Annotated in this window: 23 protein-coding genes, 1 tRNA gene and 1 pseudogene; 19 read left to right on the top strand and 6 right to left on the bottom strand. The window is 64.0% G+C overall.

Going from position 1 to position 23,191, the window contains the following annotated elements; genetic code table 11:
- Positions 1-3: 3 nt before the first annotated feature.
- On the bottom strand, positions 4-1,215 hold the full coding sequence (locus tag IC761_RS21810; RefSeq protein WP_246791297.1) for an MFS transporter: 1,212 nt from the start codon (positions 1,213-1,215) through the stop codon (positions 4-6).
- Between the two features lie 107 nt (positions 1,216-1,322).
- Here IC761_RS21810 and IC761_RS21805 point away from each other — a divergent pair, with 107 nt between their 5' ends.
- From IC761_RS21805 to IC761_RS21790, 4 genes are read left to right on the top strand one after another with little or no spacing between them, the layout of a single operon-like run.
- Positions 1,323-1,796, top strand: coding sequence for a MarR family winged helix-turn-helix transcriptional regulator (locus tag IC761_RS21805; RefSeq protein ID WP_195798688.1), 474 nt, complete (start codon positions 1,323-1,325; stop codon positions 1,794-1,796).
- Positions 1,797-1,798: 2 nt separating this feature from the next.
- Positions 1,799-3,850 carry an FUSC family protein gene (locus IC761_RS21800; RefSeq protein ID WP_195798687.1) on the top strand — a complete coding sequence of 684 codons (2,052 nt, stop codon included), beginning with the start codon at positions 1,799-1,801 and terminating at the stop codon, positions 3,848-3,850.
- Positions 3,847-4,053 carry a DUF1656 domain-containing protein gene (locus IC761_RS21795; protein WP_148749382.1) on the top strand — a complete coding sequence of 69 codons (207 nt, stop codon included), beginning with the start codon at positions 3,847-3,849 and terminating at the stop codon, positions 4,051-4,053. The genes IC761_RS21800 and IC761_RS21795 overlap by 4 nt, the downstream gene beginning before the upstream one ends.
- Positions 4,050-4,916 (top strand): efflux RND transporter periplasmic adaptor subunit, encoded by an 867-nt coding sequence (locus IC761_RS21790; RefSeq protein WP_195798686.1) that lies wholly within the window; start codon positions 4,050-4,052, stop codon positions 4,914-4,916. Before IC761_RS21795 ends, IC761_RS21790 begins: the two co-directional genes overlap by 4 nt.
- Before the next feature lie 7 nt (positions 4,917-4,923).
- Here IC761_RS21790 and IC761_RS21785 read toward each other — a convergent pair whose 3' ends face one another.
- Positions 4,924-5,931: a glycoside hydrolase family 172 protein gene (locus IC761_RS21785; RefSeq protein ID WP_246791296.1), complete on the bottom strand. Its 1,008-nt coding sequence runs from the start codon at positions 5,929-5,931 to the stop codon at positions 4,924-4,926.
- A 220-nt stretch (positions 5,932-6,151) separates the two neighbouring features.
- Positions 6,152-7,777 (bottom strand): long-chain fatty acid--CoA ligase, encoded by a 1,626-nt coding sequence (locus IC761_RS21780; RefSeq protein ID WP_195798684.1) that lies wholly within the window; start codon positions 7,775-7,777, stop codon positions 6,152-6,154.
- Positions 7,778-7,965: 188 nt separating this feature from the next.
- Here IC761_RS21780 and IC761_RS21775 point away from each other — a divergent pair, with 188 nt between their 5' ends.
- From IC761_RS21775 to IC761_RS36245, 8 genes and pseudogenes are all read left to right on the top strand, one after another.
- Positions 7,966-9,822 (top strand): flavin-containing monooxygenase, encoded by a 1,857-nt coding sequence (locus IC761_RS21775; protein WP_195798683.1) that lies wholly within the window; start codon positions 7,966-7,968, stop codon positions 9,820-9,822.
- A gap of 5 nt (positions 9,823-9,827) precedes the next feature.
- A complete protein-coding gene (locus IC761_RS21770) occupies positions 9,828-10,631 on the top strand; it encodes a shikimate dehydrogenase family protein (protein ID WP_195798682.1) in 804 nt (267 codons plus the stop codon).
- Between the two features lie 121 nt (positions 10,632-10,752).
- Complete coding sequence (locus IC761_RS21765) at positions 10,753-11,568, top strand: lytic murein transglycosylase (RefSeq protein ID WP_195798681.1); 816 nt, start codon at positions 10,753-10,755, stop codon at positions 11,566-11,568.
- 112 nt (positions 11,569-11,680) lie between these two features.
- Positions 11,681-11,902 (top strand): hypothetical protein, encoded by a 222-nt coding sequence (locus IC761_RS21760; protein ID WP_195798680.1) that lies wholly within the window; start codon positions 11,681-11,683, stop codon positions 11,900-11,902.
- 12 nt (positions 11,903-11,914) lie between these two features.
- Positions 11,915-12,337, top strand: a complete 423-nt coding sequence (locus IC761_RS21755; protein WP_195798679.1) for a hypothetical protein — start codon at positions 11,915-11,917, stop codon at positions 12,335-12,337.
- Positions 12,338-12,731: 394 nt separating this feature from the next.
- Positions 12,732-13,178 (top strand): MaoC family dehydratase, encoded by a 447-nt coding sequence (locus IC761_RS21750; RefSeq protein ID WP_195798678.1) that lies wholly within the window; start codon positions 12,732-12,734, stop codon positions 13,176-13,178.
- Between the two features lie 105 nt (positions 13,179-13,283).
- A complete protein-coding gene (locus tag IC761_RS21745; protein WP_195798677.1) occupies positions 13,284-13,781 on the top strand; it encodes a hypothetical protein in 498 nt (165 codons plus the stop codon).
- 205 nt (positions 13,782-13,986) lie between these two features.
- Positions 13,987-14,181 (top strand): annotated as a pseudogene (locus IC761_RS36245) (LuxR family transcriptional regulator); the annotation flags it as partial.
- 216 nt (positions 14,182-14,397) lie between these two features.
- Here the strand turns inward: IC761_RS36245 and IC761_RS36095 are convergent.
- Positions 14,398-14,523, bottom strand: a complete 126-nt coding sequence (locus IC761_RS36095; RefSeq protein ID WP_283814445.1) for a hypothetical protein — start codon at positions 14,521-14,523, stop codon at positions 14,398-14,400.
- A 58-nt stretch (positions 14,524-14,581) separates the two neighbouring features.
- Between IC761_RS36095 and IC761_RS21735 the strand changes: the two genes are divergently transcribed.
- Positions 14,582-14,815, top strand: a complete 234-nt coding sequence (locus IC761_RS21735) for a hypothetical protein (RefSeq protein WP_195798675.1) — start codon at positions 14,582-14,584, stop codon at positions 14,813-14,815.
- A gap of 14 nt (positions 14,816-14,829) precedes the next feature.
- Entirely contained in the window at positions 14,830-15,558 is a 729-nt protein-coding gene (locus IC761_RS21730) for a sulfite exporter TauE/SafE family protein (RefSeq protein ID WP_195798674.1), read from the top strand.
- Here the strand turns inward: IC761_RS21730 and IC761_RS21725 are convergent.
- Together IC761_RS21725 and IC761_RS21720 are read right to left on the bottom strand one after the other, a co-directional pair.
- Positions 15,555-18,758: an efflux RND transporter permease subunit gene (locus IC761_RS21725; RefSeq protein ID WP_195798673.1), complete on the bottom strand. Its 3,204-nt coding sequence runs from the start codon at positions 18,756-18,758 to the stop codon at positions 15,555-15,557. The genes IC761_RS21730 and IC761_RS21725 overlap by 4 nt on opposite strands.
- A 139-nt stretch (positions 18,759-18,897) precedes the next feature.
- On the bottom strand, positions 18,898-20,139 hold the full coding sequence (locus IC761_RS21720; protein WP_195798672.1) for an efflux RND transporter periplasmic adaptor subunit: 1,242 nt from the start codon (positions 20,137-20,139) through the stop codon (positions 18,898-18,900).
- 201 nt (positions 20,140-20,340) lie between these two features.
- On the opposite strand from IC761_RS21720, the gene IC761_RS21715 reads away from it, so the two are divergent.
- The 5 genes from IC761_RS21715 to IC761_RS21695 all read left to right on the top strand — a co-directional run bounded on the left by IC761_RS21715 (position 20,341) and on the right by IC761_RS21695 (position 23,026).
- Positions 20,341-20,943, top strand: coding sequence for a TetR/AcrR family transcriptional regulator (locus IC761_RS21715; protein WP_195798671.1), 603 nt, complete (start codon positions 20,341-20,343; stop codon positions 20,941-20,943).
- A 55-nt stretch (positions 20,944-20,998) separates the two neighbouring features.
- Positions 20,999-21,904 (top strand): ribonuclease Z, encoded by a 906-nt coding sequence (gene rnz, locus IC761_RS21710; protein ID WP_195798670.1) that lies wholly within the window; start codon positions 20,999-21,001, stop codon positions 21,902-21,904.
- A 214-nt stretch (positions 21,905-22,118) separates the two neighbouring features.
- Positions 22,119-22,322, top strand: coding sequence for a hypothetical protein (locus tag IC761_RS21705; RefSeq protein WP_195798669.1), 204 nt, complete (start codon positions 22,119-22,121; stop codon positions 22,320-22,322).
- Positions 22,323-22,493: 171 nt separating this feature from the next.
- A tRNA-Gln gene (locus IC761_RS21700) sits at positions 22,494-22,567 on the top strand.
- Between the two features lie 96 nt (positions 22,568-22,663).
- Positions 22,664-23,026 carry a DUF1428 domain-containing protein gene (locus IC761_RS21695; protein WP_195798668.1) on the top strand — a complete coding sequence of 121 codons (363 nt, stop codon included), beginning with the start codon at positions 22,664-22,666 and terminating at the stop codon, positions 23,024-23,026.
- Positions 23,027-23,191: the final 165 nt, after the last annotated feature.

The following is a 23,191-nucleotide window of genomic DNA, read 5'->3' as shown; positions in this document are numbered from 1 at the left end:
AGCCTAGTGCGTTCGCGGCCCGTCAAGGAGCTGCCCCGCCAGCGCCGTGCCGATCGCCGCGATCGCGGCCATCGCCAGCGCCCACGCTACGAACAGCCGATGGCCGATCAGCGCGCCGCTGATGAGCGGGGCGCTGATGTTCGCGCCCGACATCAGTGACTGGTTGAGGCCCATGATCATGCCCTGACGGTTGATCGCGGTCGAGCGCGAGAGTTCCGCTGTCAGCGTGCTGCGGGCGAACATGGTGCCGACGATGATCAGCGTCAGGTAGACCGCGAGCAGGCTGATATTGCTGCCGGCCGCGAGCCCGGCAAATCCGAGCCCCATGCAGGCGAAGGCCGCCATCACGATGGTGCGGTCGGAGGCGATCAGGTTCGCGCGCGTGATCAGAAGCCCCTGGACCACCATGTTGATGAAGCCGGCATAGGCAAACATCCAGCCCAGCTCGCGCGCACCAAAGGGATGTCCGTCCCAGGAGAACCGCGCCGACAGGAACAGGCCGATCTGCGACAGGAACATCGAGTTCACGAAGAAGAACACGATCAGCAGGCCGAGCAGCCGCCAAGCGTAGCGCATGCCGAAGAGGCTGCGCATCAGCGTCGGCTCGGGCACGCGATGCTGGTAGAGCGGCTCCGAGGCCGGGTGATCCGGCGGAAGCAGGGCGATGGTCGCGAGAATGCTGATGAGCGAGAGCGCGGCTGCGGCCCACACCGGCGCGGTCTGGCCGTAATGGACGAGGAAGCTCGAGAGTGCGGGGCCAAGCAGGAGGCCGGTCCCGATCGCGCCGCTGGTCATGCCGAGCGCCTGCTTGCGGGTCGAAGGCGCGCTGTGCTCGGCGGCGTAGGCGTGCGCGACCGAGATATTTCCCGATGTCAGGCCGTCGATGATCCGCGCCAGGAACACCAACGTTAAGTTGCCCGCGAGTGCGAGCAGGACGAATCCGGTCAGGGTTCCGATCTGGCTCACCACCAGAACCTTCCGCCGGCCGTAGCGGTCCGAGAGGATGCCGACCACGGGGCCGGCAATGAGCTGGCAGACGGCGTAGACCGAGATCAGCGCGCCGATCAGGAACGGCGTCGCCCCGAGCCGCTGCGAGTAGAATGGCAGGAGCGGCAGGATGATTCCCATGCCGGTCGCGTCCACGGCCACGACGACGAAGGTCGGGACCAGCGTCAACGCGCTTTCGCCCGCCGTCGCCTCCCGCGCTTCGGTCATGGAACCCGGCCCCATCTCGCGTTGTCCTCGTTCGCGTTTTCGTGATCAATCGAGCTATGCAAGATCATATAGTTGTAGCCTAATAGTTTGTGTCCTATCTAATTTGCATGGCTCCCTCGCAAGGCTTTATCCACGCCGAACTCGGCCGGCTGATCGCGCGGCTCGCCCGTATCTGGCGCCGCGAATCGGATCAGGCGCTGTCCGATCACGGCCTGTCCTATGCGACCGCGATTCCGCTGCTGGTGCTGTCGCGTCAGGGCGAGAATGTGCGCCAGGGCGTGCTCGCCGACGAGCTCGGCATCGAGGGGCCGTCGCTGGTGAGGCTGATCGACCTGCTTCAGGCCGAAGGGTTGGTGGAACGCCGCGAAGACCCGACCGACCGCCGTGCCAAAACGCTACATCTGACGAAAGCGGGAGAGGCCAAGGTCGAGCAGACCAACCGGATCTTGCGGCGGGTGCGGGCGAGCCTGTTGAAGGATATCGGGCCCGAGGAACTTGCGATAACCTTCGAGACGCTCCAGCGCATCGAGCAGCGGGCCAGTCGCCTGCATCAAGCGAAGACTGTTTTAGAGGCGAAATAGTCATGCGCGCCGAAGAGCCCTTTCTGGTTCGTCACGCGGACCTCGTTTTTGCGTTGAAGACGTTTGCCGCGTCGATGCTGGCGCTCGTGATCGCGCTGGCGATGGATTTGCCGCGGCCCTATTGGGCGATGGCGACCGTCTACATCACTTCGCAGCCGCTCGCCGGTGCCACCAGCTCGAAGGCCTTCTTCCGCGTCATGGGCACGCTGGTCGGCGCGACCATGACCGTGGCGCTGGTGCCCAATCTCGTCGAAGCGCCGGAACTGCTCTGCCTCGCCATCGCGCTCTGGGTTGGACTTTGTCTTTATCTCTCGCTGCTCGATGGCACGCCGCGCAGCTATGTCTTCATGCTGGCTGGATATACCGTGGCCTTGATCGGCTTTCCCTCGGTGTCCGAGCCCGGCGCCATCTTCGACACCGCGGTGGCAAGGCTCGAGGAAATTTCTCTTGGCATCATCTGCGCGAGTCTTGTCTCGACGATCATCTTTCCCCGCAGCGTCGCGCCTGCCGTGGCGAACCGGGTCGATACCTGGCTTCTGGACGCGCGCCGCCTGAGCCAGGTCGTGCTGCTGCGCCAGGGCACCAACGAGACCCGCCGCGGCAAGCGCCTCAAGCTTGCGACCGATATCGTCGAGATCGACACGCTCTCGACCCATCTTGCTTATGATCACCTGACCGACCGCAACGCTGTAACCGGGCTTGGTGAAATTCGGCTGCGCATGTTGATGCTGCTCCCGGTGATCGCTTCGCTCGAGGACCGGCTGGCCGCGCTGGGCGAGGAGGCGTTGCGGCGGCAACCCGAGTTGAAGCGGCTCCTCGAAGATCTCGCACAATGGATCGTGAGTGACGTCGGCGCCCGGCAGCCGGCCGAGCGGATTCGCGCCATGATCGCCGAGCGGCAGGCGCTGCTCGATGACACCGCCTCCTGGGAGCGGATCATTACCGCCAGCCTGTTGTCGCGGCTGCGCGAGCTCGTCGACCTCTCGCGCGACTGCCGCACCCTGACAGAGGCAATTGCCGAAAGCCGCAATATCTCATCGCTCGATCTGGCCTTTCATTCCGAAGCCGGCGCAGCTCCCGTCCGCCACAGGGATCGCGGCCTCGCGCTGTGGTCGGCGGCAGGTGCTGCCACGGCCATCCTGATCTGCTGCGCCTTCTGGATCGGCACGGGCTGGCCCGACGGTGCGTCGGCGCCGATGATGGCGGCGGTGGCCTGCTCGTTCTTTGCGGCCCAGGACGAGCCCGCGCGCTTCATTCGCAGCTTCGGCCTGTGGTCGCTGGTCGCCATCGTCGTCGTCGCGATCTATCTGTTCGCGCTGGTGCCTGCGATCTCGCATCTGGAGGTTCTGATCGTCGCTCTGGCGCCGACCTTCCTGCTGTACGGGTTCCTGATCGGCCGACCTGCTACGGCGGGGACCGGAATGGCGCTCGCGGCCAACACCGCAACCCTGCTGGCGATCCAGTCGACCTACAGCGCGGATTTTGCGTCCTACGCCAATTCGGCCGTCGCCTTCTTCGTCGGGGTCCTCATTGCCGAGATCGTGACGCGGATCGCGCGCGGGGTCGGCGCGGAGTGGATCGCCAATCGCCTGGTGCTGTCGAGCTGGATCACGATCGCGGTCGCCGCCGAACGTCGTGGCAAGCGTGACCGCGCGGAGTTCGCCGGTCTCATGCTGCATCGGCTCGGGCTATTGGTGCAGCGGATTGCGTTCCTCTCCGAGAGCGATCGCCGTGACGCCGACAGCCTGGTCCAGCTCCGGATCGGCATCAACATCATCGACCTGCGCCGCGCCCGCTACGGGCTCGCGGCAGCGACCATTGCCGTCATCGACGACATGCTCGACCAGCTTGCCATTGCCTGCCGCCGCTATGCCGGCGGCGGGATGCCGGCCGAGCTGCTGACAAGCGTCGACCGGGCGCTGGCCCAGGCGGTGAAAGACCCCAATGACAAAGCACGCGAAGACGCCCTGATCGGCCTCGTCGGGATCAGGCGCGGCCTGTTCCCCGACGCAGCGGCCTATCGGCCGCGCGCAGGCGAGAGTGTGGCAGCATGAGATACGTCATCGACATCTACGGCGTGCTCGTGCCGGCGCTGCTGCTGTGGATCATCGTCGCCTATGTGCTGAGCGCGTTGTTGCGCCGGCTGATGCAGCGCTTCGACCTTTACCGGCTGGTCTGGCACCGCGCGCTGTTCGATTTCGCCATTTTCGTCTGCCTTCTCGGCGGCGTCGTCTATCTCTCGGAGTATCTCTCATGAAAGGGAATTTCGCCTGGCTCGGCCGGCTTGCAGTGACCGTCATCGCGGTCGTCGCCGCACTCGGCGTCGGCCGTGAGCTCTGGGCCTATTACATGGAGTCGCCCTGGACGCGTGACGGGCGTGTGCGCGCCGACGTCGTCCAGGTCGCGCCCGACGTGTCCGGTTTCGTTACCGACGTGCTGGTCAAGGACAACCAGAAGGTCCATCGCGGCGACGTGCTGTTTCGGATCGATCGCGAACGCTTCGCGCTGGCGCTGCGCCAGGCTGATGCATCGGTGGCCGGTCATCAGGCAACGCTCGACCAGGCCAATGCCGATCTGAAGCGCTATAGTGCGCTGACGACGGATGCGGTGTCGCAGCAGAAGCAGGAGCAGGTTCTCGCGACCCAGCTCCAGGCCAAGGCGGCGTTCGATGCGGCCGTCGCCGACCGTGCGGTCGCCCAGCTCAACCTCGACCGCAGCGAGGTGCACGCCTCCGTGAATGGCGTGATCACCAACATGGATCTGCGCCCCGGCGCTTATGTTACGGCTGGAAAGGGTGTGATGGCGCTGGTCGACACCGACACGCTGCATGTCGAAGGCTATTTCGAGGAGACCAAGCTCGCGCGCATCCGCGTCGGCGACAAGGTGCAGGTCCGCCTGATGGGCGACAAGGTCACGCTGTCAGGCCATGTCGAGAGCATCGCCTCCGGCATCGAAGACCGCGACCGCGCCGAAGGCGCGAGCCTGCTCGCCAACGTCAATCCGACCTTCAGCTGGGTGCGGCTTGCGCAACGCGTGCCCGTCCGCATTGCGCTCGATCCAGTGCCTGACACGCTGTCGCTGGTCGCCGGCCGTTCGGCGACGGTCGAGGTGTTGAACTAGGCGGCCGTTAGTCGATTTCGAGATAATCCGCGTCTGGCAGCTTTGGGAACGGCGCCGCCGGGAGCGTCTGATACCAGAACGCGACCGAGGCGATGTCGTCCTGGAGCGGAAGATATTTTGCTTCCTTGACGCCCGATCGCCAGCCGAGCGCCTGGATCGTCACGCGCAGATCGCTTTGGAAGCGAATGGGGTCGGGGATGTGCCAGCGGTATAGGCCGAAGCGCTGCTGCGACTTGTAGACGCCGTCGGGACGGATCACCTGCGGCAGGCCGGCATAGGGCGTGGTGAATTCGAGGTAGCGGGATTGTTGGACCGCGCCGCGGCCCGAATGCGCCACATAGGGATCGAAATTGTAGGCACCGCAGAAATAGTCCTCGGTGCCGGTGCCGCAAATGGTCGGGAATTCGCCGTCGCCGTCGATGAAGAACTTGATCTCGCCTTCGCCCCACCAGCCGTTGTTGTTGACACCCCAGGCCATGTAGGTGCCGACATACTGGCCGCGTCCAGTGACGCCATCGAGGATGGTATAGACGTCCTTGTAGGGCAGCGGATTGGTGCGGCGGAATTGCGCATGGAAATAGGCGCAGTCCTCCGGCACATCGGTCAGCGTGTAGTTGATCTGGTAGTAGACGGTCAGCGCCTCCTCGCTGCGGTTCTCCAGCGTGAAGCGCGCGCGCTTGCGGAACGGCATTTCCCAGTAACAATTGAACGCGCGGCCGGGATTGACGCAGACCGCAAGCGACGACACCTGCGCGAACTCTTCCCATCCGCAGGCGAAGAAATCGCCGGCCGGGCATTCGACGCTGGGTTGCGTTTGGCCGTCCCAATAGACGCGCAGGATCGAATGACGCAGCCGCCCGCGTGCCAGTGTCATCCAGATCTGCTGGATCGCGCCCTGACCTTCGATGTCGGCGAGCGTGAAGGTCGCGCCGGGTTCGATGACGACATAGGGCGAAACCTTCCAGCCTTGGCCAAGATCGCGGGCTTGCGGTGCTGCGGGCCCGTCGACGGACATCCCGCCTTTGCCTCTGTCACCGGTGAAATTTTCGGGGCTGATCGAACGCGTCTGCGCATTCGACAAGCGTGACAGATTGCCGAGATGAAGGCCCAATCCGGAAAACGCCATGGATGTCCTCGATAAGGGTTAGCGATGCCTCCGATATATCGCCCCCGAATCTACCAAAAGATGAAGACGATCGCGCGCGAGAAGGGTTCGCACGCAATCGTGGGACGGTTTACCCGACGCGATAGTCCCTGAACTTCTCGCGCAGCGCCGATTTGAGCACCTTGCCGGTGCCGGTCATCGGGAATTCGTCCAGGAACTCGATAGCGTCGGGCATCCACCAGCTCGCGATCTTCGGGCGCATGTGGTCGAGCAGGGTCTTGCCGTCGACGCTTGCGCCCTTCTTGCGGACGACGAGGAGCAGGGGCCGCTCTTGCCATTTCTCGTGCGCGATGGCGACCACGGCGGCTTGCAGCACATCGGGGTGGGAGAGCGCGAGGTCCTCGAGCTGGATCGAGGAAATCCATTCGCCGCCAGACTTGATCACATCCTTGGAGCGATCGGTCAGCGTGACGTGGCCTTGCGGGTCGATCACGGCCATGTCGCCGGTGATCAACCAGCCGTCGCGGTCGAGGCCCTCCTCTAGCTTCATGTAGCCGGAGGCGACCCAGGGACCTCGGGCGCGCAAATGCCCGACGCTCTTGCCGTCGCGCGGCAGCTCGTCTCCGTTATCGTCAACGATGCGCAAATCCGTGCCGAAGCAGGCGCGGCCCGACACCATGCGCCGGTCGAACTTGTCCTTGTCGGCGAGATGCTCCGAGCCGGGCCGCAGCCCCGGCATCGAGCAGCCCAGCGCCTCGGTCATGCCCCAGGCCTGGATGTAGTCGATGTCGTATTCGCGCTTGAGCTTCTCGACCATCGCGCGCGGGGGTGCCGAGCCCGATGACAGTGTCGCGCGGAGCGCCGAGAACCTGTTGCCGGTACGGCCGAGCCAGTCGAGCAGGATCAGCCAGAAGCTCGGCACGCCTGCCGACAGCGTCACCTTCTCGCCTTCGAGTAGCTCATAGAGCTTGTCCGGCTCGTAGTTGCGGCCGGGCAGCACGAGCTTGGAGCCGGTATAGGGCGCGCTGAACGGCATGTTCCAGCCGTTGCCGTGGAATAGCGGCGCCATCGGCATCATCACCTCGCGCACGCCTTCGACATGTCCGCTCAGGAAGTCGAAACTGCAGCACGTCATGGTCTGGAGGATCGCGGCACGGTGCGAATAGATCACGCCCTTGGGGTTACCGGTCGTGCCCGACGTGTAGCAGATGGTGGAGGCGGATTTTTCGTCGAACAGCGGCCAGGCGAAACCTGCGTCGTTCTCCTTGTCGAGAAGCTCTTCATAGCAGTGCACGTTCGCAAGCCTGGTCTCCGGCATCCGCTCGCGCGAAGCCATGATAACGTAACCCTCGATCGTCTTGAGCTGCGGCGCGATCGCCTCGACGATCGGCAGGGTGGCACGATCGATGAAGAGGATACGGTCGTCGGCGTGGTTGATGATGTAGACGAGCTGCTCGGGAAACAGACGCGGATTGACGGTGTGCAGCACATAGCCCATGCCGGGTGCGGCATAGAACATCTCGAAATGACGATGCGTATTCCAGGCCAGCGTGCCGACGCGATCGCCGGGTGTCATGCCGAGCCGCTTGAGTGCCAGCGCCATGCGCTTGATGCGCGGATGCGCCTGCGCATAGGTGTAGCGGTGGATGTCGCCCTCGATCTCGCGCGCGACGATCTCCGCCTCGCCGTGATAGTCGGCGGCATACTGGATCAGGCCGCTGATCAGAAGCGGCATGTCCATCATCAGTCCCTGCATTGTCCCCTCCGAAGAGCCATGTCGTTTTAAATCGTCTCGTTGCATGGCTCATTTGCGCTCGTGTGCAAGGTAGCGGAACGTCACGCGACGTTCACGCAAAAAGCGGTGGCCGCGATTGCGCGTATCACTTTTTCAGGGCTAACTGGCGCGAGCTGCCGGCGGAGCAGCGTCCGCCGTGGAGGAGATCGATGTCAGCGGAAAAACACAAGACCGGCGCGGCCGCCGAGCCTACTGTTGACATCGCGTCCTTGCGTGTGCGCTATCGCGACGAGCGCGACCTTCGCCTGCGTACCGAGGGCAAGGCGCAATATGTCGAGGTGGCCGGCGGTTTCGCGCGCTATCTCGACGATCCCTGGGCCGATCCCGGATTTGCGCGCGAGGCGCTCAACGAAGACACCGAAGTGGTCATCGTCGGCGGCGGCTTCGGCGGCCTGTTGTGTGGCGCACGTCTGCGCGAGGCCGGCATCTCGGATTTCCGCATCGTGGAAAAGGCCGCCGATTTCGGCGGCACCTGGTACTGGAATCGCTATCCCGGCGCGGCCTGCGATACCGAGAGCTACATCTATCTGCCGCTGCTGGAAGAGACCGGCTACATGCCGGTGCGCAAATATGCGCGCGCGCCGGAGATCTACGAGCACTCGCGCCGCATCGGCCGTCACTTCGCCCTTTATGAGCGCGCGCTGTTTCAAACCGTCATCTCGAAAATGACGTGGCAGGAGAGCGAGGGGCGCTGGCTGGTCGAGACCGATCACGGCGATCGCATCCGCGCGCGCTTTGTGGTCCTGGCGGGCGGCCCACTGAGCCGGCCGAAGCTCCCCGGCATTCCCGGCATCGAAGGCTTCAAAGGTCACAGCTTCCACACCAGCCGCTGGGATTATGCCTACACCAGCGGCACCGCCGAGGGCGGTCTCACCGGCCTCGCCGACAAACGAGTCGGCATCATCGGCACTGGCGCGACGGCCGTGCAATGCGTACCGCATCTCGGCCGTTCGGCAAAAGAGCTCTACGTCTTCCAGCGCACGCCGTCGGCGATCGGCGTGCGCGACGACCGGCCGACGGATCAGGCCTGGGCGAAGGGCCTCGCGCCGGGCTGGCAGCGTGAGCGGATGGACAATTTCACCGCTGTGATCTCGGGCGAGCCGTTCGAGCGGGACCTGGTGCAGGATGGCTGGACTGGTTTGCTCGGCGAAATCCTGCTTGCGCCGCGCCGTCAGCCGCAGCCGGTGACCTCGATGGAAGAGGCGCTGAAAGTGATCGAGCAGGCCGATTACCGCAAGATGGATGAGATCCGCGCCCGCGTCGACGCGGTCGTGAGGGATGAGGCAGCCGCTGCCGCGTTAAAACCCTGGTACAAGGCGTTCTGCAAGCGGCCGTGCTTCCATGACGAATATCTCGACACCTTCAATCGGCCCAACGTGCATCTGGTCGACACCAGGGGCAGGGGCGTCGATCGCATGACCGAGAACGCGGTGGTCGTCGACGGCAAGGCCTACGAGCTCGACTGCCTGATCTATGCCAGCGGTTTTGAGGTCGGCACCGATTACGCCCGCCGCATGGGCTTTGAGGTCTACGGCCGGGATGGCATCAGCCTGTCCGAGCGCTGGCGCGACGGTGTCAAGACGCTGCACGGCTTCTACAGCCGCGGTTTCCCGAACTGCTTCCTGATCGTCACCGTGCAGGCGGGCCAGAGCGCCAACTTTCCGCACATCATCGATGAGCAGTCTCGGCACATCGCCTATGTCATCGATCAGGTGCGCAAGCGCGGTGCGCGGACATTGGAGCCGACGATTGCTGCCGAGAACGCCTGGGTCGACGAGGTCGTCAAGGCTGCACTCGGCCGCCAGACCTATCTCGCCGAATGCACGCCCGGCTACTACAACAATGAGGGCGTGTTCGATCCGATCGCGGCGCGCAACAGCCAGTATTGGCGCGGGCCGGTGGCATTCCTGCGGCTGCTCGCCAAGTGGCGCAAGGAGGGGAGCCTGGACGGATTGGAACTGACCTATCGGGCTGGCGCGGCAGACGGCGCAGCCGTCCCGGTGTGACCTCCATGATCCCGGCTCCATCAGGCGCTACGCGGCTCCATATCATCGTCGGCGATCCCATTGCGCAGGTGCGCTCGCCTGCGGGTGTGTCGGCTGCCTTTGCCGCGCGCGGTCATGATGGCATCCTCGTTCCGGTGCAGGTCTCGGCCGCCGATCTGCCCGATTTCCTGTCGCTGGTTACCCGGTTGAAAAACCTCGACGGCATCGTCGTGACCATCCCGCACAAATTCGCTTGCTACCAGGCCTGCACCAGTGCGACCGAGCGCGCTCACTTCCTGCGCACGGTGAACCTGATGTGCCGTCGCGCCGACGGCGCGTGGCATGGCGACATGGTGGACGGCCTCGGTTTTGTCGGCGCCGCGCGGGCGAAGGGGATCAATCCCAAGGGGATGCGCGCGCTGCTTGTCGGGGCTGGCGGCGCAGGTTCCGCGATCGCCCTTGCGTTGGTCGAGGCAGGCGTCAGCGAGCTCGCCATCCACGACAGTGCGGTCGAGCGCCGTGACGCGCTGATCGGCCAGCTCGACAGGCTCGGCAAGGCATCCGTACAGGTCGGGACGGCTGACCCCGCGGGCTTCGATTTCGTCGCCAACGCCACGCCAGCCGGAATGAAGGACGGCGACCCATTGCCGGTCGATGTCACGCGATTGGCGCCGTGGGCCTATTGCGGTTGCGTCATCACCAAGCCTGAAATCTCGCCGTTCATCGCGGAAGCCCGCAAGCGCGGCTGCGTCACTGCGACCGGCACCGACATGTACCAGCAGCACCAGAGCATCATGGTGGATTTCCTGCTCGGAACGGACGGCACCTGACCGGCCTGTGTCAAGCGCGTTACTTGGACCGATTGTTCCCGTCGGGGCTTGAGCGATCGTCCCGGGCGTAGGATCATGCGCGCGCGCGAGCCGGTCGCGCACCCAGGGAGAGGAATGCGGAATGACCAAGGGCAGGACCGTTGCGACGGCCATGATCGGCGCGACCGCGCTGCTGCTGTCCCTGATGCACACGGCCGATGCCGCGCAGTGCGGCAGCTCGGCCGCCGGATTTGAAGGCTGGAAGCGCGAGTTCAGTGCGGAGGTGCAGGGCAAGGGCATCGGCCAGGCCGCGATCGCGGCGCTGATGCAGACCAACTACGCCAGCGCCACCATTGCCGCCGATCGCAGCCAGCACAGTTTTTCGCTCTCGCTCGACCAGTTTTTGGCCAAGCGCGGCGCCACCACCATCGTCGCCCGCGGCCGCTCGCTGAAGCAGTCGCAGGCCGCGATGTTCGCCTCGATCGAGCAGCGCTACGGCGTGCCGCCGGGGCCGTTGATTGCGATCTGGGGCATGGAGACCGGCTTTGGCAGCCAGCGCGGCAACCAGAACATGCTGTCGTCGATCGCGACGCTCGCCTATGACTGCCGCCGTCCCGAATTCTTTACCGACCAGCTCTATGCCGCGCTGAAGCTCGTCGACCGCGGCGTGCTGTCGGGGTCAACCCGCGGCTCGATGCATGGCGAGGTCGGCCAGACCCAGTTCATGCCCAAGAACATCCTGGCCTACGGCACCGGCAATCTCGATGTCGCCGCCAACGCACTGAGCTCGACCGCCAATTTCCTGAAAGCTCATGGCTGGCGTGCGGGAGCCGGTTACCAGCCGGGCGAGCCGAACTTCGCCGCGATCGAGGCCTGGAATGCGGCCGGCGTGTACCAAAAGGCAATTGCGCTGATGGGACGGCAGATCGACCAGGGCGGAGCGGCCGCGGCGCGGTGAGTCGCGCCGCAAGGTGTGATCCGACGATAAGCGAGAAAGTTGTTGCTTTCAGGAACTGACGGCATGAGGTTTGCTTAGATCAAGTTCAGGGCTGGGCATGAGGAGACTCGACATGGCTACCCAGATCGTGATGGACCAAACTGGCGATACGCGCCACGAGTTTGATCCCGAAAATGCCGAAGCGTTGGCGCGAGCCGAACAACGCTTTCGGGAGTTGACCGGAATAGGCTTCACCGCCGCCCTCCGCACCGGGCCCGGCGAAGTCACCCGGATCAGATCGTTCGACCCGACCGCGAAGGAAACGCTGTTCTATCCCCGCCTGGTCGGCGGCTGATCTGAACTGCTCATGTTGGCGGCATTCAGGCTCCGCGCGCCGGCGCGAGCGCGCCTGCACGCGCTCCGCGAGCTCTACCGGCGCTTCTTTGGCGAGAACACGCCCGAGGCTCGCGGCCGTAGGCTTTTGTCTGAATGGTTATCGCCCGAGCAGCGTGCGCAATTCGAGCAGCATCGACACTTCGACGTGATCGGTTGTGACACCGGCAAGCGATATCGCATTCACTACGGCACCGCGGCCAACGTCCACGAAGTAGACGAGGCCGGACTTGCAACGATGGGGTGGTGCTTCGTCCCGTCAGGCTTCCTTGTGCCCGGCGACGTCATGCTGGCGCAGAAGATCGCGCTCGAGACGGACGAAAAGGGGGCGCTCGCGCTCGCAAATCGCTTTCCGCCGGCGACGCACTCGGAGCACTTCTACCGGCGGCCATTCTAGCCGTGGGGCCGGCGGCGCCGGCCGGTCAGGTGTGCGTGGTGCGATAGGCGTCCAGCGCGTGTGCAGCAAACACGACGACGCTGCACAAGGCGAGCAGGGCGGAGATCAGCTCGATCATAGCCCGTCCTCCTCTGACCGGAGGATGACAACATTCTGGCAGCAGGAATAATCCCAGATCAGGTCGAGGAGAAACTGCATGGCGGCCGTCCCTGTTTAATTTTGACAACAGCATAACGGGCCGTTTGTTTCAGGCGTGTTTCATCGATTTGGGAAAGGGGTTTCGCGGGGAACCGAGGCTGGTTTATGCGCAGCGGACCCGCTACATCCGGCTCTCAGTCCATTCCTTTGGCCGTACGCATCGCGCGGGCGGCGCATCATATTTCGGGGCAGAACAATGGCACAGGTTGAGTGGTTCGATGATCTCGTGGTCGGGATGCGCTTCAAATCCCCCGAGATTGAGATCACCGAGGCCGACATCAAGCGCTTTGCGGCCGAGTTCGATCCGCAGCCGATGCACCTCGACCACGAGGCCGCCAAGGACACACTGTTCAGGGGCCTGGCCGCCTCGGGATGGCACACCGCTGCCATCGCCATGAATCTCGCGATCCAGACCCGTCCGTTCGGCCCGCATCCGCTGATCGGCGCGGGCGTCGACGGCCTGCGCTGGACAATTCCGGTGCGGCCGAATGACCGCCTGCATCTGGTCGGCGAGGTCATGAGCCTGACCCCGTCGAAATCGAAGCCGCAGGGTATCGCCTTGGTGAAATGGACGATGTTCAACCAGAACGGCGAGGAGGTCTACACCTTCACACCGATCGCGATCGTGCCGCGCCGCAGCTAGGGCTGTTCGCGCCGTTCACCATCGGCCCCGGGGTGGCCGGCTGAAGCCCTTGCGGGCTTTCAGGAGAGGTGGTCATCTCCAGCCGGGGAAACGCTGGAGGCTGACATGAAACGGACCCTTCTTGCGGCTGCGCTGCTCACAGGCGCCTTGAGCGCGGGGCCGGCTCTGGCGCAGCAATCCAAGGTCGGCGACTGGACCATCGAGAAACGAACCCAGGACACACATTGCAACGCGAGCCGCGGCTACAAGGACAAGGATGATGAGAACCGCGACTACGTCATCGTGATCACCTATTCCGACAAGGCCATCGTGATCGTGATGATCTACGACGGCTGGGAGTGGGACAAGGTCGGCGAGATCCTGCGTGCCGATGTCGGCACCGATGATTCCGACATCATGTCGAAGGCCAAGTGGGAGGTCATGGACAAGACCACCGTGCGCGGCATCTTCGAGTACGATCAATCCATCATGGACCGGCTGTCGAAAGCCAAGCGCCTCACGCTCGATTTCGAGGATGATGACGACGACAGCATCGAGATGCAGATTCCGCGCGCCGGCGAGGCACTTGCCGCGCTGAAGTTCTGCGAGGAGAACCGGAAATAAAATCGGCCGGGCAGCGCCAGGTACTTGCGTCCAGGTACTTGCGTCAAGGCGCGAGTGCAGCGCCTGTCAGCTCCCTTCCGTCCGCCCGCTGCGGCGCCTCGTCCGATGCCGCGTGCCTTGGTTGTGCTATGTTTCCCGGCGTTGATCACAGAAGCTATTTTGCGCCGTACACGGATTCCGGGCCAATCAGGTGCTGCGCGCTGGCTTCGCCGCGCATATTCTGCCCCTGGCATCCGTGATCCGTAACGGCGGCGAACGCGGGCTCGACGCTGTCGGCGCGTTGCTCGCCGAGACGACGGTGAAGACACATCTCCATCGTGTGTTCGCCAAGACCGGCACGAACCGGCAGGCTGATCTCGTCAAGCTCGCGGCAGGATTTTCCAACCCGCTTGTTCATTGACGCGCCATCGTGCCGCGAACATCGTCAGTATGACGCCCGCAATTTCATCATCAGAAAGTTATCGGCCGTCATCCGTTTGGGTGACGCGATTGGCTGCGTTCTCTTCTACGAAAGCGCACACGATTTCGATCCTTGTGTGAAGCATCTCATACCGAGTGGCAGTGAATCTCAGCAATCTCCCGCCCAGGTTGAGAGGAGGTCGTCATGCGAACGGTGTCACGGAGCCTGGCTGACAAGTTCCACGACGTCATCGCTCGCATGATCGCAGCGCTGCATCAGCAGCGGGAAATCGAGGCACGGCGAATATTGCACCGTTACCGCCATCTGCTCGACCAGCAGCATGACGCACCGCCTTTGAATGAAATGATTTCTGTCCGCAATGAAAAGGATACTTCAGAAAATGCCCACCGATCTGATGCGCGCGAGCGCGCGGCCGGCCACCCCAGGCTCAAACGCGCGTAACGTCAATATTGTCGCGATGGCGTTGACCGCCGCGCTCGTCGCACTTCAGCTGGTCGGTCTCATGATGCTTGAGCGATCGCACGCGCATGCGATGCAGGTGTCGTTTCCGCGCGAGCCTGCGGCCTGCACGGAACGCGCTGCCGCTCCGGCGCCGGTGATTCCGTATGATTGAGCGGAGGACGGCTCGTGCCTGATATCTCCACCCTGCTGCTACTCAGCCTTGCCGTGTTCGCCGGAGCCTTCGTATCCGGACTTTCGGGCTTTGCATTCTCGGCGGTGGCGGGCGCGATCCTGCTGCGCGTGTTCAAGCCGCTGGAAGCCGTGCCGCTGATGATGGCGTGTAGCATCGGCGTGCAGGCGACCAATCTGTGGGCGCTTCGGCGCAGCATCCGCTGGGAGGGCAGTCTGCTCCTGATCGTCGGCGGATTGATCGGCGTTCCCATCGCGGTCTCGCTGTTGCAGTCGACCGATACGCATCTGCTCCGGCGCGGCTTTGGCGTCGTCGTCGCACTCTATGCCGCCTACATGCTGCTGCGGCCGACGCTGGTGACGGCCGGCGAGGCCGTCGGCCGGCACTGGGTTGCCCTGATCGGATTCGGCGGTGGGCTGGTCGGCGGGCTGACGGCGATGCCTGGCGCGATTCCGACGATCTGGTGCGATATGCGCGGCATGCCCAAGAGCGAGCAGCGCGGTCTGGTGCAGCCGTTCATCGCCGCGATGCAGCTGTTTGCGATCGTGCTGCTGGTCGGACACCAGGACCTGTCGTCACAGGTCTTCGTCGACCTCGCGGTCAGCCTGCCGGCGTTGTTTGCGGGCTCTGCGCTGGGCGTGATTGCGTTTCATCGCGTGAACGAGACGATCTTTCGCAAGACCGTGCTCGTTCTGTTGCTGATATCGGGGATTTCCCTGATCTAGTGACCCGAGCCCTGGTGTCCGAGACCCTGCACCGGCGCCGCGCTGATGTCGCTGCCGTGATGCACCAGCGCCTTGTTGCCGGTGACGGTTCTGAGCAGCACGTAGAACACCGGCGTCAGGAACAGGCCGAACACGGTGACACCGATCATGCCGGAGAACACGGCAACGCCCATCGCCCGCCGCATCTCCGAGCCGGCGCCGGTCGAGAGCACCAGCGGCAGCACCCCCATGATAAAGGCCATCGACGTCATCAGGATCGGTCGAAGCCGCAAGCGGCTCGCCTCGATCGCGGCCCGGATCGGCGTCCGCCCGGCGAACTCGAGCTCGCGCGCGAATTCGACGATCAGGATCGCGTTCTTGGCGGAGAGGCCGACCAGCACGATCAAGCCGATCTGGGTGAAGACGTTGTTGTCGCCCTTCGAGAGCCAGACGCCGAACATTGCGGCCAGCAGCCCCATTGGCACGATCATGATGATCGACAGCGGCAGTGTCAGGCTCTCGTAGAGCGCGGCCAGCACCAGGAATACCAGCAGGATCGCCAGCGGGAACACCCACAGGCCGGAATTGCCGGCGATGAACTCCTGATAGGTCAGGTCGGTCCATTCGAAGGCGAAGCCGGGCGGCAAGGTCTCCGCCGCGATCCGCGTCGCCGCCTCCTGCGCCTGACCCGAAGAATAACCGGGCGCGGCGGCTGCGTTGATGTCGGACGACAGGAAGCCGTTATAGCGGATCGCGCGCTCCGGCCCCGCGCTCTGGCGGATCTTGAGCAGCGCGGACAATGGCACCATGTCGCCCGAGGATGAGCGGACCTTCAACTGCCTGATGTCGTCGGCCCGCGCACGGAACGGCGCGTCGGCCTGGACGTAGACGGAGTAGGTGCGACCAAATTTGTTGAAGTCGTTGACGTAGTAGGAGCCCAGATAGATCTGGAGCGTGTTGAACACCTCCGTCACGGGAACGCCCAGCTGAAGCGCCTTGGTGCGGTCGATGTCGGCGAACAGCTGGGGCACATTGACCTGGAAGCTCGAGAACACGCCGGCGATCTCCGGCGCCTTCTGCATCGCCGCCATGAACGCCTTCGTCGCCTCGTTCAGAGCCTCATAACCGAGACCGGCACGGTCCTCGATCTGGAGCTTGAAGCCGCCGATGGTGCCGAGGCCGTTGACCGGCGGCGGCGGGAACATGGCGATGAAGGCCTCCTGGATGCCGGCATATTTCTTGTTCAGCTCGGCCGCAAGCGCAGGCCCGCTGAGAGATGGGTCCTTGCGCTCGTCGAACGGCTTGAGCGTCGAGAACACGATGCCAGCGTTGGACGAGTTGGTGAAGCCTGAGATCGACAGGCCGGGGAAGGCGACCGAACTCTCGACACCGGGCTGGGTCAGCGCGATGTCGCTCATCTTGCGGATGACCTCTTCGGTGCGGTCGAGCGTCGCGCCGTCGGGCAGGCGAGCGAAGCCGACAAGGTATTGCTTGTCCTGGCCCGGCACGAAGCCGCTCGGCACCTGCTGGAACAGGAAGGCGGTGATGCCAACCAGCACCACGTAAAGGCCCATGACCGCGGCCTTGCCCGAGATCACCTTGGTCACGGTGCCGCTGTAACTTTCCGAGGAGTAGGTGAACGCCCGATTGAAGCGACGGAAGAACCAGCCAAGGCTTTTCTCCATGATCAGCGTCAGCCGGTCCTTCGGCTCGTCATGGCCCTTGAGCAGCAGCGCCGACAAGGCCGGCGAAAGCGTCAGCGAATTGACGGCCGAGATCACGGTCGAGATCGCGATCGTCAGCGCGAACTGCTTGTAGAACTGGCCGGTGAGGCCGGAGATGAAGGCGAGCGGTACGAACACCGCGATCAGCACCATCGCGATCGCGATGATCGGACCGGACACCTCGCGCATCGCCTGATAGGTGGCGTCGCGCGGCGACAGCCCGCCCTCGATGTTGCGCTCGACGTTCTCGACCACGACGATGGCGTCGTCGACGACGATGCCGATCGCGAGCACCAGGCCGAACAGGCTGAGCGCGTTGATGGAGAAGCCGAACAGGTGCATCACGGCAAAGGTGCCGACGATCGACACCGGCACCGCCAGCAGCGGAATGATCGAAGCGCGCCAGGTCTGGAGGAACAGGATCACCACCAGCACCACCAGCGCGATCGCCTCCAGCAAAGTGTGGATCACAGCCTCGATCGAGGAACGCACGAATTGGGTGGGGTCGTAGACGATCTGATAGGATACGCCTTCCGGCATGTTCTTCTTGATCTCGGCCATGGTGGCGCGAACGTGGTCGGAGATCTCCAGCGCGTTCGAGCCCGGCGCCTGGAAGATCGGGATCGCCACCGCCTGCTTGTTGTCAAGCAGAGAGCGCAGGCCGTATTCGGACGCACCGAGCTCGATGCGCGCGACGTCGCGTAAGCGTACGACTTCGCCACGCGTGCCGGTCTTGACGACGATGTCACCGAACTGCTCCTCGTTCGCAAGCCGACCCTCGGCATTGACGGACATTTGCAGGTCGATACCCCTGACGTTCGGGGAGGAGCCGACGACGCCGGCCGCGGCCTCGACGTTCTGCGCCTGGATCGCCTTGACGATGTCGCTGGCGGTCAGGCCGTGCTCGGCCGCCTTCTGCGGATCGACCCAGACCCGCATCGAATAGTCGCCAGCGCCATAGAGCTGGACGTCACCGACGCCGTCGATCCGCGCCAGCCGGTCCTTGACGTTGAGCACCGCGTAGTTGCGCAAGTAAGTCATGTCGTAGCGGTTGTTCGGCGACAACAGATGCACGACCATGGTGAGGTCGGGCGACGACTTCTTGGTAATGATGCCGAGCTGGCGCACCACGGCCGGCAGGCGCGGCTCGGCCTGCTGCACGCGGTTCTGCACCAACTGCGTCGCCTTGTCGGGATCGGTGCCGAGGCGGAACGTCACCGTCAGCGTCATGGCGCCGTCGGTGGTGGCCTGGCTCGACATGTACAGCATGTTCTCGACGCCGTTGATCTGCTCCTCGATCGGCGTCGCCACGGTCTCGGCAATCACCTTGGGATTAGCGCCGGGGTAGCTCGCACGCACCACGACCGAAGGCGGCACCACATCGGGGTATTCCGAGATCGGCATCGCGAACAGCGAGATCAGGCCCGCGAGGAAAATCAGGACCGACAGCACGCCGGCAAAGATCGGACGGTCGATAAAGAACTTTGAGAGATTCATGGCCTTGCCCCTGCGCGAGAGACAGTTTTTCCGTCACCCCGGGACGCGGGCGACGCCCACGAACCCGGAGTGTGGAAACGATGTCTTCGAAAGTCTGACGTCGAAATTCCGGAGCGCGCCATGCGCGCCCCGGTCGTGACTAGCGTTGCACCACGTCCTGGTTGCTGTGGTTGGAGGCCTGCTGTCCGCGCGCGCCCATTGCGGCGACCTCTGTCTTGAGAAGGGCGCCGGGACGCACGCGTTGCAGCCCGTTGACCACGATGCGGTCGCCTTGCTTCAGGCCAGCCGTGACGATGCGCAGGCCATCAACTGAGCCGCCCAGCGTGATCGGCCGATAGACCGCGCGGCTGTCGTCGCCGACCGCCATCACGAACTTCTTGTCCTGGTCGGTGCCGATCGCGCGCTCGTCGATCATCACCAGCGTCTGCTGCTTCGGCTGGCCCATGCGCACGCGGGCGAACTGGCCGGGGATGAGACGCCCGTCCTCGTTCTGGAACACCGCGCGGACACGGATAGTGCCGCTCTGGCCGTTGACCTGGTTGTCGATGAGCTGGATGTGGCCTTTCGCCGAGAGCCCGCCGGAGGTCGCCATCTCCACCGGGATCTGGTCGAGATCGCCACGCTTGCCGGAGACGTCCGCGATCGAGTTCAGCGCGTGCAGCACCACTTCTTCGTCCGCGTCGAAGGACGCGTAGATTGGATTGACCGAGACCAGTGAGGTCAGCACCGGAGAAGCGGTGCCGGCGGCGACGAGATTGCCGACGGTGATCTCGATCTTGCCGACGCGGCCGTCGACCGGCGCGCGCACCTCGGTGTAGTCGAGATTGAGCTTTGCGGTCTGGAGCGTCGCTTCGGCCGCCTTCACATTGGCAATCGCTTCGCGATTGGCGTTGTCGCGCTGGTCGTAGTCGCGCCGGGTGACGACGGCGTTGCCCACGAGCTGGGCACCGCGCTCGAGCTCGCTCTGGGTGAACACCACGCGTGCCTTGGCGGCCTCGAGCTGCGCCGCGGCCTTGTCGACCTCGGCGGCGTAGGGCGCCGGATCGATCTTGAACAGCACGTCGCCGGCCTTCACCAGCGTGCCCTCCGTAAAATTGGTCGACAGGACCGCGCCTGCCACGCGCGGGCGAAGCTCGACGCGTTGGATGGCCTCGAGACGGCCGGAGAAATCATCCCACAACACGGTCCGTCGCGGTTCGATCATTGCGACGGTGACGGGGACGGCCTGTTCGGCTGCCGCAGCTGTTGCGGTTGCCTGCGCGGCACGGAAGTAGTGGCCGGTCGCGATCGAGCCGGCCACGGCGAGGGCGCCCACGATGGCCACGCCGCCGAGAAGGCGACGGATGCGGCCAGGGCGAGAAGTGTCTTGGGAGGGGGGCATTTGCGCGCTCCAGAAATGTAGTGTTCACTACAGATGTGGAGCTGGATATCGCAGCGCAAGATACTTATGTACTGATTGCTAAGAAAATTGTAGCCGCTTACCGCAAGAATTGGAAGGCGGAAGCGAAAATAAAGCTAGAACAAGCAGATAGAGTCAGGCGTTAAGGTGGGGGACGACGCCAATTCCGAGGAGGACAGGCAGATGGGCATGGGACGCCCCCGCGAATTCGACGCCGAAATCGCGTTGGATCAGGCGATGGAAGTGTTTTGGCGCCACGGCTATGAGGGCGCCACCATTGCCCAACTCACCGAAGCCATGGGCATCAACCCGCCGAGCCTTTATGCCTGCTTCGGTAATAAGGAAGGCCTGCTGAAGGCCGCGCTCGACCGCTACACCAAGTTGCGCAGCGTCTGGATGGACGAGGTGGTCGCCGCATCCACCGCCCGCGATGTCGCCGAGCGGATGCTGATGGGGATCGCCGACAAGCAGACCGATCCGGCCAATCCGCCCGGCTGCCTGCTCGTGCAGGGCGGCATCGCCTGCGGCACCGGCTCCGAAAACGTCCCCTTCGAGCTCGCCGCGCGTCGCGCCCAGAACGAAGATCAATTGCGCGATCGTTTCGTCCGCGCCAAGGCGGAAGGCGATCTCAAGGAGAGCGCGGACCCAGCCGCACTCGCGCGCTATGTCTCGGCGGTCTCGGTCGGCATGGGCGTGATGGCATCATCGGGCTCCGACCGCGAGGCGCTGCGGCAGGTGGCGACCGTGGCGGTGCAGGCCGTTGAGGCGCAGTCGGAGCGCCAGTAAGGTTCCGCTTATCGCGAGCGGATGAACGCGCCGATCTGCAGGACACGTGGTCACAATGTTCGCCCTGACATTTCTCGGGACCTCCGCCAGCGTTCCATCCGCCGAACGCAATCATCCCGCCCTTCTCGTCGAGGCCGCGGGCCAGCGCATCCTGATCGATTGCGGTGAGGGCACGCAGCGTCAGCTGTTGCGGAGCGGCGCCGGCTTTCGGCGCCTTGACCGCATCCTGCTGACGCATGGTCATTTCGATCATGTGCTCGGCATCCCCGGCCTGTTTTCGACGCTGGGGTTGCGCCAGACGTCCGACGTGATGACCATCCATGGCGGGTCCGGCACGATCGACATCGTGATCCGGATGCTTGCGGGGCTCTGGGGCGAGGGCCGGGCGCCGATCCCGGTCGAGTTCGCAGCGTTGACCGAAGGCGAGGTCATCGATGCCGGCGACTTCACCATTGATTGCTTTCCGGTCCACCATCGCGACACCGACAGTTTCGGCTTCGTCTTCCAAAGTCTTGCACGTCGTCACCTCAGGCCCGACCGCCTCGTGGCGCTCGGTGTCCCCGACGGTCCGATGCGCGGAGAGTTGGCCGCAGGACGACCGGTCGTGATCGCCGACGGCAGGACGATCGATCCGGAAGATGTGCTGGGGCCGCCGGGCGGTGGCAGGAAGCTGGCGGTGATCGGCGACACCGAGAGCACCGAGGGGCTCTCCAGATATGTTGCGAACGCCGACCTGCTGGTAATCGAGGCAACCTTTCTCGACCGCGATGCGCAGACCGCCCGGGACTACGGCCATCTCACTGCGGCAGAGGCGGCCGCGTTTGCTGCCGCGAACAATGTCGGGCAGCTCGTGCTCAATCATGTGTCGGGTCGCTATGAGGACGACGAGATCCTGGCCGAGGCGACACGAATATTTCCAAACACCCGGATCGCCTCAGACCTCGACCGCATCGTGATCTAGGTGCGGCGACTGATGCCAGATGGCTTTGTCGATATGCCCAAGGCATCCGCTCTCCGAAGATCGTGAAACGAGTTGATCCATCTGATGTGCTGCGGCATCGCCTGGGCCGCGCGTTAATCTTACTGATCAAGGTTTACCGCATATCGTTCGCGCGCGCGGCGTGCGATCGGGATATTTTCAGCGTCCAGAAAATAGCATTTGAATTGAGAGCACGATGTCTCGTTCCCTTGAATTGATCGTCGAAGGATATGTGCGGCTGAACGACCGCCACGCGCTTGAGGATATTTTGGCGCATCGGCAGGATCTGCTGCGGCAGCTGACGTCCGTCACCGGTGTCGACCCGAAGCAGGCGATCGCGCAGGTCAGCCAGGAAATCACGGTCATCGAAGCCGGGCTCGCAACGCTCGTACCGGAATAGGCGTACCGCCAGTCCTCGGGTGGCCGACCGCCCCCCATGCGCCGCAGCGCTTGCCAGCCCAGGTGCGAGCAGGTAGAACGCTGCCACGCCCGAGCCGTGATTTGCGCCAAACGCGCTTCCGGCCGCAGTCGAACAGATCAGTAAAGTATTGGATTTGTTCGGCTATTCCGTTGGGGAATGGTGTAACGGTAGCACAACAGACTCTGACTCTGTTTGTCTTGGTTCGAATCCAGGTTCCCCAGCCAATTCCGGGCGTTTTGCCTCACCCGAAAATCGCGCGCTCCGGTCGGATTGCCACGCGCGCCTTCGTCCTTGGGACATACAACCAAGGAGATTCGCAAATGCCCTATATCGATGGTTTCGTGCTGGCCGTGCCAAAGGACAAGATCGACGCCTACCGCGCGCTGGCGAGGACGGCCTGTGCGGTATGGCTGGAGCATGGCGCGCTCGATTATGTCGAATGCATCGGCGACGACGTGCCCTATGGCCAGCTGACATCGTTTCCGCGCGCGGTGATGGCGACGGAGGACGAGGTCGTGGTGTTCTCCTGGATCGTCTACCGCGACCGGGAGGCGCGCGATGCCGTCAACGCGAAGGTGATGGCGGACCCACGCCTCAAGGCCGCCGACATGCCGTTCGACGGCAAGCGCATGATCTATGGCGGCTTCACGACGCTGCTGCGGGCGAGCGACGTAGTTGGTTGAACGCACGATCGGTGGGTTACGCCTACGGCTAACCCACCGATCGAGGCAAACACCGGTTGTCTCGTTCACGCCAGTCGCGGCGAGATTGAGTCCGCCCGCGCCGTCCGGCATCGCTGCTTCCTCATGCAGCATTGTCGCAATCCGTTTCACCTTGCCGGTGAACTT

Source organism: Bradyrhizobium commune, from assembly GCF_015624505.1.
Classification (GTDB): domain Bacteria; phylum Pseudomonadota; class Alphaproteobacteria; order Rhizobiales; family Xanthobacteraceae; genus Bradyrhizobium; species Bradyrhizobium commune.
Note: the sequence above shows the minus strand (reverse complement) of the source record. Positions and strands in the feature narration are given on the sequence as shown.